This window comes from Dorea sp. BIOML-A1, assembly GCF_009875615.1.
GTDB classification, from domain to species: domain Bacteria; phylum Bacillota; class Clostridia; order Lachnospirales; family Lachnospiraceae; genus Dorea_A; species Dorea_A amylophila.
In genome coordinates this window covers 18881-33552 of the sequence record NZ_WWSA01000002.1, presented here as the reverse complement: position 1 = coordinate 33552, position 14672 = coordinate 18881, and the positions used below count along the sequence as shown (strand labels likewise).

At 42.5% G+C, this 14672-nt stretch carries 13 protein-coding genes; 3 read left to right on the top strand and 10 right to left on the bottom strand.

What is annotated here, in order from left to right:
* Positions 1 to 22: 22 nt before the first annotated feature.
* From GT508_RS00980 to GT508_RS00940, 9 genes are all read right to left on the bottom strand, one after another.
* Positions 23 to 1246, bottom strand: a complete 1224-nt coding sequence (locus GT508_RS00980) for a homoserine dehydrogenase (protein WP_055281432.1) — start codon at positions 1244 to 1246, stop codon at positions 23 to 25.
* A 13-nt stretch (positions 1247 to 1259) separates the two neighbouring features.
* Positions 1260 to 2367, bottom strand: a protein-coding gene (gene prfB, locus GT508_RS00975; RefSeq protein WP_117597141.1) for a peptide chain release factor 2 whose coding sequence is annotated in 2 segments (ribosomal slippage) — positions 1260 to 2291 and positions 2293 to 2367 — 1107 coding nt in all. Because the reading frame shifts where the segments join, the coding sequence is not laid out codon by codon here.
* A 99-nt stretch (positions 2368 to 2466) separates the two neighbouring features.
* Positions 2467 to 5034 carry a preprotein translocase subunit SecA gene (gene secA, locus GT508_RS00970; protein WP_055281428.1) on the bottom strand — a complete coding sequence of 856 codons (2568 nt, stop codon included), beginning with the start codon at positions 5032 to 5034 and terminating at the stop codon, positions 2467 to 2469.
* 157 nt (positions 5035 to 5191) lie between these two features.
* The gene (gene hisA / locus GT508_RS00965; protein ID WP_055281426.1) at positions 5192 to 5959 is read right to left on the bottom strand and encodes a phosphoribosylformimino-5-aminoimidazole carboxamide ribotide isomerase; all 768 of its coding nucleotides are present in this window, start codon (positions 5957 to 5959) and stop codon (positions 5192 to 5194) included.
* A gap of 178 nt (positions 5960 to 6137) precedes the next feature.
* Positions 6138 to 6356 carry a hypothetical protein gene (locus GT508_RS00960; protein ID WP_055281424.1) on the bottom strand — a complete coding sequence of 73 codons (219 nt, stop codon included), beginning with the start codon at positions 6354 to 6356 and terminating at the stop codon, positions 6138 to 6140.
* Between the two features lie 126 nt (positions 6357 to 6482).
* A complete protein-coding gene (locus tag GT508_RS00955; RefSeq protein ID WP_055281422.1) occupies positions 6483 to 8435 on the bottom strand; it encodes a fructose-1,6-bisphosphatase in 1953 nt (650 codons plus the stop codon).
* Between the two features lie 125 nt (positions 8436 to 8560).
* Positions 8561 to 9319, bottom strand: a complete 759-nt coding sequence (gene dapB, locus GT508_RS00950; RefSeq protein WP_161143382.1) for a 4-hydroxy-tetrahydrodipicolinate reductase — start codon at positions 9317 to 9319, stop codon at positions 8561 to 8563.
* Between the two features lie 93 nt (positions 9320 to 9412).
* A complete protein-coding gene (gene dapA, locus GT508_RS00945; protein WP_028088255.1) occupies positions 9413 to 10303 on the bottom strand; it encodes a 4-hydroxy-tetrahydrodipicolinate synthase in 891 nt (296 codons plus the stop codon).
* A 90-nt stretch (positions 10304 to 10393) separates the two neighbouring features.
* Positions 10394 to 11029: a single-stranded DNA-binding protein gene (locus tag GT508_RS00940; protein WP_028088254.1), complete on the bottom strand. Its 636-nt coding sequence runs from the start codon at positions 11027 to 11029 to the stop codon at positions 10394 to 10396.
* 157 nt (positions 11030 to 11186) lie between these two features.
* On the opposite strand from GT508_RS00940, the gene typA reads away from it, so the two are divergent.
* The gene (typA, locus tag GT508_RS00935) at positions 11187 to 13010 is read left to right on the top strand and encodes a translational GTPase TypA (RefSeq protein WP_006426231.1); all 1824 of its coding nucleotides are present in this window, start codon (positions 11187 to 11189) and stop codon (positions 13008 to 13010) included.
* 17 nt (positions 13011 to 13027) lie between these two features.
* Here typA and GT508_RS00930 read toward each other — a convergent pair whose 3' ends face one another.
* Positions 13028 to 13183, bottom strand: a complete 156-nt coding sequence (locus tag GT508_RS00930) for a hypothetical protein (protein WP_161143381.1) — start codon at positions 13181 to 13183, stop codon at positions 13028 to 13030.
* A 98-nt stretch (positions 13184 to 13281) separates the two neighbouring features.
* On the opposite strand from GT508_RS00930, the gene GT508_RS00925 reads away from it, so the two are divergent.
* Both GT508_RS00925 and hpf read left to right on the top strand, forming a co-directional pair.
* A complete protein-coding gene (locus GT508_RS00925; protein WP_022415036.1) occupies positions 13282 to 13893 on the top strand; it encodes a hypothetical protein in 612 nt (203 codons plus the stop codon).
* A gap of 134 nt (positions 13894 to 14027) precedes the next feature.
* On the top strand, positions 14028 to 14564 hold the full coding sequence (gene hpf, locus GT508_RS00920) for a ribosome hibernation-promoting factor, HPF/YfiA family (RefSeq protein WP_006426234.1): 537 nt from the start codon (positions 14028 to 14030) through the stop codon (positions 14562 to 14564).
* Positions 14565 to 14672: the final 108 nt, after the last annotated feature.

Sequence of the window (14672 nt, the reverse complement as noted above, 5' to 3'; positions counted from 1 at the left end):
CTCCTGTGACAGACCAATCTGATTAATCCTGTATACGGATCATATGTACGATCTGCTCTTTGTAAAGTTTTGATCTGGTCTCATAATCACCTTCCATCATAACAGGTGTTACGAATCCAAATTCATCTTCCAGTTCCGGAACGTTTACGACTTCAATCTCTCCGTATGATTCTTTCAGCTGTGGAATCAGTTTTTCTTTATCTCCCTTAATTCTCACAAAGAATCTTCTCTTGGAATCCGCCTTATCTTCCAGTTGGAGCTTTTCTTCTTTCCACATTGTCATAATATTACGGTTCAGATGTTTTGCTTCGTCTACCACATCTGCAACTACGGCGCTTGCAGTCGGAAGTTTTCCTGCCCCGCTTCCATAGAACATCGCATCTCCCAGTACATTTCCATGCACAAAGATTGCATTAAATACATCATTGACATTGTAGAGCGGATGATCCGGATATAACATACATGGTGCTACGATCGCATGCAGTCTGTTGCCCGCATAACGTCTGCTGGACGCCAGCAGCTTGATCGTTGTTCCCATTGCCTTTGCATATTTCATATCTTCTACCGTAATCTCTGTGATTCCCTCACAGTAGATATCTTCAAAATCAACCTGCTGTCCCGAGATCAGGGATGACAGGATTGCGATCTTTCTGCAGGCATCGTAACCTTCTACATCAGCTTCCGGATTTCTTTCCGCATATCCATTTGCCTGTGCTTCTTTCAGGACGGTATCATAATCTGCCCCTTCGTAAAACATCTTGGACAGCATATAATTTGTCGTTCCGTTTAAGATTCCGGTGATCTCCTCGATCTCGTCTGCAGTCAGAGAAGAATTCAGCGGACGGATGATTGGAATACCCCCTCCGACACTTGCCTCAAACAGGAAATTAATATTATGTTCCGCTGCAATGGAAAGCAGCTCTGCTCCGTGCTTTGCCACCAGTGCCTTATTTGATGTTGCCACACTCTTTCCGGCCTGCAGGCAGCGTTTTACAAATGTATACGCCGGTTCGATACCACCCATCACTTCCACAACAATCTGTACCTCTTCATCTGATACGATCGTCTCGAAATCATGTATGATCTTGTCCTGCACCGGATCTCCCGGGAAATCTTTCATGTCCAGCACATATTTGATATTCAGTTCTTCACCGATTCTCTGATTGATACGTGCCCCGTTGGTATTGATGACTTCTACCACTCCGGAACCCACTGTCCCGTAGCCCATTACTGCTATATTGATCATATATTCCCTCCCTTTAGCCGTTCGCGATCTTCTTCAGGTATGCATTGATAAATGAATCAATATCACCATCCATTACGGCATTTACATTACTGTTTTCCTCATTTGTACGATGGTCTTTCACCAGTGTATATGGCTGCATAACATAAGACCTGATCTGATTGCCAAATCCGATATCTTTCACTTCACCCCGGATATCTGATACTTTTTCAGCCTGCTCCTGCTCTTTCATGAGTTGCAGCTTTGCTTTTAACATCTGCATTGCTTTTTCTTTGTTGTGGTGCTGTGACCGTTCATTCTGACACTGTACCACAATTCCGGTTGGCAGATGCGTAATACGTATTGCGGAAGACGTCTTATTTACATGCTGTCCTCCGGCACCACTTGCGCGGTATGTATCAATCTTCAGATCATCATCTGCAATCTCAATATCGATATCATCTTTCAGATCCGGCAGTACATCGCACGATGCAAAAGATGTCTGGCGTTTTCCTGCCGCATTAAACGGTGAAATACGCACCAGCCTGTGGACACCTTTTTCTGATTTCAGATAGCCATAGGCATTCTCACCATTCACTTCAAATGTAACTGCTTTAATTCCGGCGATATCTCCGTCCAGGAAATCCAGCACCTGAAGTGTGAATCCCTTTCTCTCTGCCCACCGGCTGTACATACGGTAAAGCATACCTGCCCAGTCACAGGATTCTGTTCCGCCGGCTCCGGCATGTATCGTCATGATCGCATTGCAGGAATCATATTCGCCTGACAACAGTGTCTGGATCTTCAGCTTTTCAAACACTTCTTCAAATGTATGGATCTCTTCCTCCAGTTCTTTTACCATCTCCGGATCTTCATCTTCATATCCCATCTCGATCAAAAGACCGATATCTTCATAAGAACTGTAGAGATTATGGATTGTCTCCACAAGTTCTTTCAGATTCTTCAATTCTTTCATCAGTTCCTGTGATTCTTCCGGATTATCCCAGAATCCAGGTTCTTCTATCTTTCGTTCCAGTTCTTCGATTCTCCGCTCTTTCCCTGCAACGTCAAAGTGAATCCCTCATTTCGGCAAGAGGTTCTTCATAAGCGTTCATTATTGTTTTGAACTGATCTAATTCAACCACATTTCCACCTCTTTCTTTTCTTATATTCTTCTTTATCCGGCAGCCGGGTTATCCCTGCCGCCGTCATCTCATAATATCATATACGTCTGCATTCTGAAATTAATTCTTCCGTCCGCAGCACTGTTTGTATTTCTTTCCGCTTCCGCACGGGCATGGATCGTTTGGATATACTTTCTTTTCGGCACGTTTCTTCGGCTCACGTACTCCTGTATCATCCTTGTTCGTTCCGGTTACTTTTGCAACCTGTTCTCTTTCTACCTTCTGTTCCAGTTTGACATGCAGGATCGTACGTACCGTATCTTCCTCAATGCTTCTTGTCATCTCATCAAACATCTCGTATCCGATCATCTTGTACTCAACCTTTGGATCTCTCTGGCCATAAGCCTGAAGACCGATTCCCTGACGCAGCTGATCCATATCATCAATATGATCCATCCATTTTGCGTCGATCACTTTCAGGAGAACGACACGCTCAATCTCACGCATATGCTCCGGCTCCGGAAATTCTGATTCTTTCGCCTCGTAAACCTTTGCCGCACGTTCTTTCAGCATATGCTTCAGTTCCGTCTGACTGATATCTTTGACATCTTCTTCCGTAATCACTTCCATCGGAATCGTATTCCGGATCGTCAGATTCAATTCTGTCAGATTCCACTCATCATAATCCTGATCCGGACTGGTTACCATGTCTACCGCGTTTTCCACATAATCATTCATCATGTGGAAGATAGAATCGCGCATGTTATCTCCATCCAGCACATGGCGTCTTTCTTCGTAAATAATCTCTCTCTGTTCGTTCATTACCTGGTCATATTCCAGCAGATTTTTACGGATTCCGAAGTTGTTGCTCTCGATCTTTTCCTGTGCTTTTTCAATCGCACTGGAAAGCATCTTATGCTCGATCTGCTCGCCGTCTTCCACACCAAGTGTATTGAACACATTCATCAGTCTTTCCGATCCGAACAGTCTCATCAGATCATCTTCCAGGGAAATGTAGAATCTGGATTCTCCCGGATCCCCCTGACGTCCGGAACGTCCACGCAGCTGGTTATCGATACGTCTGGATTCATGCCGCTCGGTTCCGATGATCTTAAGACCTCCGGCCGCCCTTGCTTCATCATCCAGTTTGATATCCGTACCACGGCCTGCCATGTTTGTTGCGATGGTTACCGCATCATGGATACCTGCCTGTGCAACGATTTCAGCTTCCAGTTCATGGAACTTGGCATTCAGTACGTTGTGTTTGATGCCGCGGCGCTTTAACATACCACTTAACAGTTCCGAATTGTCGATCGTGATCGTACCAACCAGTACCGGCTGGTGTTTTGCGTGTGCCTCTTCAATTGCATCGCACACAGCTCTGAACTTTTCTTTCTGTGTCTTATACACTGCATCTTCCAGATCCTGACGCTTTACAGGCACGTTTGTCGGAATCTCAATAACATCCATTCCGTAAATTTCACGAAATTCTTTTTCTTCTGTCAGAGCTGTACCTGTCATACCTGACTTTTTCGTATATTTATTGAACAGATTCTGGAATGTAATGGTTGCCAGGGTCTTGCTTTCCCGCTTAACCTTTACATGTTCTTTTGCTTCGATTGCCTGATGCAGTCCGTCCGAATAACGGCGTCCCGGCATGATACGTCCGGTAAATTCATCCACGATCAGCACTTCATCATCTTTTACTACATAATCCTTGTCACGGAACATCAGATTGTGTGCACGTAATGCAAGAATAATATTGTGCTGAATCTCCAGATTATCCGAATCTGCAAGGTTATCGATATGGAAGAACTTTTCAACTTTCTTTACACCATCTTCGGTAAGGTTGATATTCTTCTCCTTTTCATTAACAATGAAATCTCCTGTTTCTTCAATGTCCTCACCCATGATGGCATTCATCTTGGTGAATTCTCCGCTTGCCTCACCACGTTCCAGCTGACGTGCAAGTATATCACATGCTTCGTAAAGCTTTGTAGATTTCTCGCTCTGTCCGGAAATGATAAGTGGTGTCCTCGCCTCATCGATCAGTACGGAATCAACCTCATCGATCAGTGCATAGTTCAACCCTCTCTGCACAAGCTGTTCTTTATAAATAACCATGTTATCTCTCAGATAATCAAATCCGAGTTCGTTATTTGTCACATATGTGATGTCACAATCATATGCGGCACGTCTCTCATCATTATCCATGCTGTTCAGTACCACACCTACAGTCAGTCCGAGGAATTCATGTACCTGTCCCATCCATTCTGCATCACGTTTTGCCAGATAATCATTGACAGTTACAACATGTACGCCTTTTCCTTCCAGTGCATTCAGATAAGACGGCAGAGTTGCGACCAGTGTCTTACCTTCACCGGTTTTCATCTCTGCAATACGACCCTGATGCAGGATGATTCCACCGATGATCTGTACGCGGTAATGCTTCATTCCCAACACACGGCTTGCCGCTTCTCTCACTACTGCATAAGCCTCCGGGAGAATATCATCTAAAGTCTCGCCATTTTCCAGACGGTCCTTAAATTCTTTTGTCTTTGCTTTCAATTCTTCATCTGAAAGCCGCTGCATATCTTCATCCAGTGCCATAACCGCATCTGCGATCGGATATACTCTTTTCAACTCATTCTGACTGTGAGTTCCAAATATTTTCTGTATAATATTCATTCGATGTATACTCCTTATTTCTCTTTAAGGCCGCGAAACGACCACTTTATTCATTATTTTATCACTATCCATACCTCAATTCAACTGATTTATAAAGTGTTAACACTTTATTTACGACCTGTTTATAGGGGATTACTTTTTGATTCCGCATGGCACATTAATGATATTCTTTTATCACTTCATACGGAATCCTGCCACCAAAGAGATCAAGCGCACTTCCAATCGTAAAATCAACCTTTCCGTTTCCGGTTCTGCGTATCTGTTCCAGATCCTCCATACTTCCGATACCTCCTGCATAAGTCACCGGAATGTCTGCCTGCTTCAGGATATTTATCAGCTCCTGTTCTATTCCGGAAGCTTTCCCCTCCACATCCACACCATGTACTAAAAATTCATCGCAATAGCCGGACAGTCTGCCAAGGATCTCCGTTCCAAGCTCCACATTGGTAAATGTCTGCCAGCGGTCAGTTACGATATAATATCTTCCGTCCTTCTTCCTGCAGCTCAGATCCAGAACCACATGTTCTTTTCCCACTGCCATACATAATTTTTTCAGATTATCCCAGTAGATTTCACCATTTTTGAATACATAAGAAGTCACGATCACATGGCTTGCTCCTGCCCGGATATATTCCGAAGCATTGTCTGCCGTAATTCCGCCTCCGATCTGTAATCCTCCCGGATACGCATGCAATGCCTTTAATGCCTGTTTTTTTGTCTGTCCGTAATATTCCGACGATGCCGGATTCAGGAGAATGACATGTCCCCCTTTCAGTCCGTCTTTTTTATACATTTCCGCAAAATAATCGGCTCCCTGATCTGCCGCGAAATTCTCTTCCGCCTGGTCTCCCTGATCCCGAAGGCTCCCTCCGACAATCTGTTTTACTTTTCCGTTATGTATATCAATGCATGGTCTGAATTTCATAAATGTTTATCTCCTTTTTGCGTTTTCAACCATTTTACCACACTAAAGTACAGCCGTCCAGTTTGCCGCGAATGCCCCGGACAACAACGAAGGATGCCGGAAGGATATTTTTCCTTCACCCCGGCATCCTTGTTTTGTACTTTTTGTCTTACCTTGCAGCAATCAGGTGTCCCTTTTCCTATCTGGTATTATCCGTATCATTTTTTCCTGTATCGTTTTTTTCCGTATCGTCCGGATCCAGATCATCTACGATATCATCCACACCGTCTTCTACACCATCTTCCACTTCATTTACTGCGTTATCATCTGTATCATTTGTATTATTTCCACAGCCGGTCAGCCCCGACATTGCTCCTGCACACATTAATATCAGCAGCATTTTTTTCCATTGTTTCATTGTACAATCTTCCTTTCGTATATTTTTCATCTGCCATCAAGTATTACCTGTCATCAGTAATATCTGCATTTTTTGAAAATATATACAAAATCCGTATGCTGCTGATACTGGTATTTTTTTACATTTCTACAGTCTCTCTGCTATCACACCACTTCTGTATGCTGCAAGGAGCACTTCCAAATCTGCGATCTGTTCTTTCAGATGTCTTCCCACATCGGTATCTTCCACTTTTTTACGTTCCAATGTCCGTTTAACTACGGTACTGTCTGAATGTATATCACTTTCCTTCTCAATGGCCGCTTCTGTAGATTCAAACGGCTCATGCGCAGCCAGGATCAGTCCATAAGAATTGTAAATCAATGTATATCCTGCAATACCTGTTTCTTTCTGATACGCTCTCGAAAATCCACCATCGATCACCAGAACTTTTCCGCCGCACTTGATCGGTTTTTCCCCATCTTTGCATTTTACCGGTACATGACCGTTGATAATATGCGCATCTTCATTTTCCAGTCCGAATTCTTTCAGTATATGGCAGATTACCTTTTCATCTTCCAGCAACAGATAATATGGATTTTTCTTCTCTTTATGTGTCTCTTTTTCTGCCAGGAAATAACGTTCGAACGTCGCCATCTTGTCTTTACCGAACAGTGGTGAATTCTCGCTCAGCCAGATATACCACATAATGTCTTTTCCACGTTCTTTTTCCTTGGAATCCATAGCATAGAATCCTTTTCTTACATAACTTTCAAGGACTTCATAGAGACCTTTCCCCTTATATGTATGACCGAAAATCCTCACACTCTTCAGATTGCCATCTTCTTTTAATGGTACACAGCCATGATATAACAGATTTCCATTATACACTTTATATAATCCGCCTTTGTTCAACAGGAAATGCATATGGCTCTGTAATTTTTCACAGTTTTCAAATGCCCTTTCCAAACGCTCCATAATATCCTCTTCTTCTTTGGTAAGTGCATATGGCTTTTTCGGGTCAATTGTCGGGAAATTCGAATCCAGCATTTTATATTCTTTCCCATCCAGTTCAATTGTACCCTTTTCATAGTCAATATGATGCAGGAGATTGCGTTTATCCAGTTTAAATCCCGGATTTTTCTTGATAATCTGCCCTTCTACCTTGAACTGGATCACCGAAATCGCTTTGTGCATCTTCACATCCAGCAGCATCTCACTTGCACTGTAATTCGGACTGCCTTTTAATTTGAAACATTCGCACGGATCATCCCGATATGTATTCATGGCAAATGTTGCCAGCGGAAGCAGATTGATTCCATATCCTTCTTCCAGAATGTCCAGATTTCCATATCTCGCACAGATACGGATCACATTGGCAATACATCCTCTCTGCCCGGCTGCCGCACCCATCCACAGGACATCATGGTTGCCCCACTGGATATCTACCGAATGATAGTCCATCAGCTTGTCCATGATAATATGCGGTCCCGGTCCTCTGTCATAAATATCCCCCACAATATGCAGATGGTCTACCGTCAGCCGTTGGATCAGTTCACTCATGGCAATAATAAATTTCTCTGCCCTTCCGATACGGATGATCGTGCTTACGATTGCATTATAGTAAGACTCTTTATCCGTCATATCCTTTTTCTCCGTGATCAGCTCTTCAATCACATATGCAAAATCTGCGGGCAATGCTTTTCTGACCTTTGATCTGGTATACTTGCTGGCGGTTCTTTTGCAGATTTCGATCAGGCGATATAGTGTGATCTTATACCAGTCTTCCATATTCTTTTCCGTCTTCTTGATCCGGTCCATCTTCTCTTTCGGATAATAAATAAGAGTAGCAAGCGTCTGTTTGTCCCTGCTACTCAAAGTATTACCGAATACATCATCAATTTTACGGCGCACAGAACCAGAGCCATTCTTTAAAACATGTGCGAATGCCTCGTATTCCCCATGAATGTCCGTCAGAAAATGTTCTGTACCCTTTGGCAGATTTAAGATTGCCTGCAGATTGATGATCTCTGTAGAAGCTTTGGCGATGGTCGGATACAGTTGAGAAAGTCTTTCCAGATAACGTTCCTCCAATTGTCTCATAATTACCTCCCGGTCTCCCCTTTATTTTTTTAAGATGCCGGGATTGTGTGAGCACAAAGCACAGAACAATCCACCGGCATCATAGATGGGACTTTAGATTCCAATATCTTATATCATATCACATTTTAGAACTGGATCACATCTGACATATCATATCTTCCGGCCGGTTTTCCTGCCAGGAACTTTGCAGCCTCCACTGCTCCTTTTCCAAATACCGCTTTGGAATACGCTGTATGTTTGAACTCGATCACTTCATCCTGCCCTGCAAAAAGCACCTCATGATCTCCAACGATCGTTCCTCCGCGTACAGCTGAAATTCCGATTTCTTTTCCGTCGCGTTTCTGGCGCACCTGGCTTCTATCATATACATAATGATACTGATTATCCGCTGCTTCATTGATAGAATCAGCCAGTGCAAGTGCAGTACCGCTTGGTGCATCCAGCTTCTGATTATGGTGCTTCTCTACCAGTTCGATATCATATCCTGCCGGTGAAAGTACCTTAGTAGCATCCTGCAAGATCTTCAGAAGCAGGTTGATTCCAAGTGACATATTTGCAGATTTTAAAACTGCAACTTTCTTTGCAGATTCTTCCACCTTTGCAAGCTGCTCTTCTGAAAGTCCTGTTGTACAAAGTACGACCGGCACCTGCTTCTCCACGCAATAACCCAACAAATCATCTGCTGCCGCTGCATTCGAAAAATCAATGATAACGTCCGCTTCCACATCGCACGCACCAATGTTCTCAAATACAGGGTACTCATTTGGCACTTTGGTGTATTTATCAATACCTGCTACAAGTTCAATTCCTTCTGTGTTCTTGATAATATCTGTAATAACACGTCCCATATGTCCGTTACATCCATGCATAATCGCTTTTACCATATTCTTGTCCTCCTCTGTATACATGCTTCTTCCGGGCGTATGCCGGTAAAAACAAAGGATACCATAGACGTATGATATCCTTCTGTCTTTTTATTATACTAACTGAATACCGAAATCTTTCATTGCCTGAGCAAGATTCTTCTCATGTTCAGGGGATATCTCTGTAAGCGGCATGCGAAGCGGGCCACAGTCGATTCCCATCAGCTGCATTGCTTTCTTAACCGGGATTGGATTCACTTCACAGAATAACTGATCGATCAGAGGGAGTGCCTTCAGCTGAAGTTCTGCACTTCCTTTCACATCCCCTTCAAAATACTTCTCACAAATGTCATGTGCTGCATCCGGTGCCACATTCGACAGTACAGAGATCACACCTTTTCCTCCAAGTGATAATACCGGCACGATCTGATCATCATTTCCTGAATAGAGGTCAACATTACCGTCTGTCAGGTTCATGATCTTTGCAACCTGTGAGATATTTCCTGATGCTTCTTTGATGCCCACGATATTATCTACATCTTTTACCAGTCTTGCAACTGTTGCAGGTTCAATATTACAGCCTGTTCTGCTGGCAACACTGTACATAATGATCGGTGCTGTCACTTCTTTTGCTACCGCACTGAAATGTCCGATAAGTCCGTTCTGTGTTGCTTTATTGTAATAAGGTGTAACCAGAAGCAGACCGTCTGCTCCATACTCGGAAGCTTCTTTTGACATGTCTATTGCAGTACGTGTACAATTGGAACCTGTTCCCGCGATAACCGGAACTCTCTTATTCACACGGTCGATTGTAAATTTCACACACTGCATGTGTTCTTCTTCTGTCATGGTAGCAGACTCTCCTGTTGTACCACAGATTACAATGCTGTCTGTTTTATGTGCACAATGAAACTCGATCAACTCATCAAGTCTGTCATAGTTAATACTTCCATCTTCATTAAATGGTGTGACTATTGCCACGCCGGCTCCTGTAAAAATAGCCATAGTGATCCTCCTGACTTTCATATAATCTAATGAAATTCTATCATCAATTAAATATGATGTCAATCCGAACCCTTATCGAAAATTCATCCTTTACACCGGCTCATCCATACATTCCAGCTTGCTGACCGATACCTCGTAGGCAACTCTTTTCTGTGTTTCTGTTTCTGTGATCTTCTTCGTATATTCACGGCTCTGAATTCTTCCAACCACCTGCACGTGCTCCCCAACTTCAAATGCAGAAGCGAATCTGGCATTCCTTCCCCAGCAGATACATGGAATGTAATCGGATTTCCCGTACGGTCTGTTCACTGCCAGCAACAGATCTGCGATTTCCCTTCCCAGCGGTGTTTTTCTATATACCGGCTGTTTACAGATATATCCATCCAGTAAGATTTGATTCGTCTTTGCCCCGTCAAGCTCTTCTTCAATAAAAAAGAGTTCTCTGACAAAAACAGAAAGAATCAATCTGTTTTTCATCTCTTCGTGCCTGTTGTAAGACCGGAATTGTCCGTTTACCATAATAAATTCCCCTGTATAATCTTTCGAAACATCTATCAGACGTTCTGAAATCATCAGCGGTATCCTGTCTTTGGAATTACTGAGTCTTTTCACATCCACTTCTACCATATAAAAGCCTTCTCCGAATACTTCATGGCTGAATAAAAACGGGGATACGATTTCTCCCATCATAGTTACCTGGTTGTTCTCAATCATCTTATCTGACATAATTTTGTAATCTCCCTTCCTCTGGATCGTATTTTAAGTCATTACAAAGTCTATGAATCAAATCAGCATTTTAGAACTAAATACTTGTAAATTTCAAAAAATGTGATAAACTAATGTGGTTGCAGATAATAATAGGTAGAGAAAAGGAAGATTCGTAATGAAGACAAAACGTGAAGATGTACGTAATATCGCGATTATTGCCCATGTTGACCATGGTAAGACAACATTAGTAGATGAATTATTAAAGCAAAGCGGTGTATTCCGTGAAAATCAGGAAGTAGCAGAACGTGTCATGGACTCTAACGATATCGAAAGAGAACGTGGAATCACGATCCTCTCCAAGAATACTGCCGTCACCTATAACGGTGTAAAAATCAATATTATAGATACTCCGGGACATGCTGATTTCGGCGGCGAAGTAGAACGTGTCCTTAAAATGGTTAATGGTGTTATCCTCGTTGTTGATGCGTTTGAGGGTGCTATGCCGCAGACCAAATTTGTACTCCGCAAGGCAATGGAGTTAAAACTTCCGGTCATCGTATGTATCAATAAGATTGACCGTCCGGAAGCAAGAGCCGAAGAAGTTATCGATGAAGTTCTGGAACTGCTCATTGACCTTGGTGCTTCTGATGAACAGTTAGACTGCCCATTCGTATACGCATCCGCTAAGAATGGTGTGGCTGCACTTGAGATTTCGGATGAAATGAAAGACATGAAGCCTCTGTTTGAGACCATTCTGGATTATATTCCTGCACCAGAAGGTGATCCGGAAGCTCCGACTCAGGTTCTGATCAGTACGATCGACTATAATGAATATGTTGGACGTATCGGTGTTGGTAAAGTAGATAACGGTACGATCGCAGTTAACCAGGACATGGTTGTTGTCAACCATCATGATCCTGACAAACAGAAGAAAGTTAAGATCAGTAAATTATATGAATTTGACGGTCTGCAGAAAGTAGAAGTAAAAGAAGCATCTATCGGTGCAATCGTGGCAATTTCAGGTATCTCTGACATTTCCATCGGTGATACACTCTGCTCACCTGAAAATCCGACACCAATTCCGTTCCAGAAGATTTCTGAACCAACAATCTCTATGGATTTCGTTGTAAATGACAGTCCGTTTGCCGGACAGGAAGGAAAATATGTAACTTCCCGTCACTTACGTGATCGTCTGATGCGCGAACTGAACACAGATGTCAGCCTTCGTGTTGAAGATACCGAAAACATGGACGCATTCAAAGTATCCGGACGTGGTGAACTTCACCTTTCCGTTCTAATCGAGAATATGAGACGTGAAGGATATGAATTCGCAGTCAGCAAAGCTGAGGTTCTGTATCACAAAGACGAGAATGGTAAACTTCTTGAGCCAATGGAGATTGCTTACATTGATGTACCTGATGAATACACTGGTGTCGTTATTGATAAACTGAGCCAGAGAAAAGGTGAATTACAGACAATGGGTGCTGCCAATGGTGGATATACACGTCTTGAGTTCCGTATCCCATCCCGTGGTCTGATCGGTTACCGTGGTGATTTCCTGACAGACACAAAGGGAAATGGTATCATGAACACTGCATTCGACGGATACGCTCCATATAAGGGAGATATCCAGTATCGTAAACAGGGATCTCTGATTGCATACGAGACCGGTGAGTCTGTAACTTATGGTCTGTACAGTGCTCAGGAGCGTGGAACACTCTTCATCGGTGCCGGTGAAAAAGTTTATTCCGGTATGGTCATCGGTGAAAATGCAAAAACAGATGATATCGAAGTAAATGTATGTAAGACCAAGCATCTTACCAATACTCGTTCTTCCAGCGCAGATGATGCACTTCGTCTGACACCTCCGACGGTCCTCAGTCTGGAGCAGGCAATCGACTTCATCGATACAGATGAACTTCTGGAGGTTACTCCGGAATCACTCCGTATTCGTAAAAAGATTCTGGATCCTAAGATGAGAAAACGTGTAAATCGCTAATGAATAAACATTTACGGTTATAACTGACCGCACGAAAGCGGCAGAAAATAAAATATATAAAACAGTTTTTGTTCACGAAAACCTGACAATTTATATATTTTATTTTCTGCCGCTTTTTTGTTCTCATCTGCAGCACACATTACTAAAAATTTTTCTTCTCCATTGTTCTTCATTTTGATATGATATCTTTCTTTGGGATATTGGCAAATATCTTTTTTTCACTTATACTGGAATTACAGCGAAAATCTATATAAAAGAAAGGAATCCACGAATGAAAGAACTGATTTCTCACCTTCTCAAACAGGTGGCCGCAATTCTGGAATATGTGATTGCATTTATGCTTGCGATCGGTATCATACTGCTTTGCCTTCGTATGGTATGTTCACTTCAGTATATTCCGAATCTGAACACCTATCCGAATTACGATGATCTTCTCGAGGTTTGTTTTAATCTGATCATCGGTGTCGAATTGATCCGTATGATGTATTCGCACTCTCCGAGTACCGTATTTGAGGTTCTGCTTTTTGCGATTGCAAGACACATCATTATGGACCACACTTCCATCTACAGCAGTCTGATCGGCGTCTGTTCCATCGCAGTCTTATTTGCAACCAGAAAATTCTTATTCTCAGAATTCGACATAGCAGACGAAACGGTATTCCGTGCTTCAACCAAGGCTAAAGTTGTCAACAAGATTCTCAGCGTGAGCATTCCGCATGAAGCAGATGATACCCTTTCCAATGTACTGCTGCGGCATCTCGAAGAACAGAATATCACGCCCCGTGTTGGTGCATGTTATTACTTCCACGATTGCGGTCTGCGGGTTGCCAAACTTCATGATGGAAAAATTTCAAGAATTCAGGTAATTCGTGCTATACATTAGCGACCAAACATGTTATACTACACATATCAGATAGATTGCCGGTTCGAGTAACAATTGTCAGATTATAATTCATTTATTTGATGATTGTATAACGTGCAATTATTTGAAATTATGTCGCAAAGGAGTTGGGCATCATGAAATTTATTATTATTGGAAAGAACATCGATGTAACACCAGGCTTAAGAGAGGCCGTAGAAAGCAAGTTAGGAAAGTTAGGAAGGTACTTTACTCCGAATACAGAGATTCACGTAACCTTAAGTGTACAGAAAGGACATCAGAAAATTGAAGTAACAATTCCTGTAAAGGGTGGTCTGGTTCGTTCCGAACAGGAAAGTTCTGATATGTATGTATCGATTGATCTTGTAGAAGAAGTCATCGAACGTCAACTTCGTAAATATAAAAATAAACTGGTAGCACGTGAACAGGAAGGCGGTAACTTCAAACAGGAATTCTTTGACGCCGAAGATAATATTGAAGATGACGGCGAGATTAAAATCGTACGTACCAAAAAATTCGGATTTAAACCTATGTATCCGGAAGATGCGTGTGTTCAGATGGAACTTCTCGGACATGATTTTTATGTATTCTGTAACGCAGAGTCTGACGAAGTAAATGTTGTATATAGACGTAAGAACGGAACATTTGGATTGATCGAACCAGAATTTTCTTAAAATTCTATATAAAATGCAACACAATACCTGTAATGCAGGATGCAAAAAAGAGACGGCAGCCTATCATGCCGTCTCTTTTTTATTTCCTGTATGCACCAGAAACCATCA